Below are 247 nucleotides of genomic sequence, written 5' to 3' on the forward strand. Positions count from 1 at the left end.
GGTTGATCTGCACCTCGATGCGCTTGCGGCTGGTGGCCACGTCTGCCACACCACGTCGTACCTTCTGCAGCATTTCCTGCTGCTGGGCATAGGAGTAGTCCAGGACCTCGCGCGGGTCCTCGGCCCGGTCCAGGGCCTTGTTCGCCTTGGTCCGGAACAGGGTGGCTATGCGGTGGGCGATGCTGGTCATAGCGGCCTGCCTCCTCTCGACGGCGGGTGAGGAATCAGCCAGGCCATGCCACGTGTA

Annotated in this window: 1 protein-coding gene; it reads right to left on the bottom strand. The window is 64.8% G+C overall.

Going from position 1 to position 247, the window contains the following annotated elements; genetic code table 11:
* A partial coding sequence (locus RB628_RS42145) for a PspA/IM30 family protein (RefSeq protein ID WP_412180815.1) occupies nt 1-190 on the bottom strand: 190 nt, incomplete at its 3' end.
* Nucleotides 191-247 lie beyond the last annotated feature (57 nt).

The sequence above is a fragment of the Streptomyces sp. ADMS genome, assembly GCF_033441795.1.
Taxonomy (GTDB): domain Bacteria; phylum Actinomycetota; class Actinomycetes; order Streptomycetales; family Streptomycetaceae; genus Streptomyces.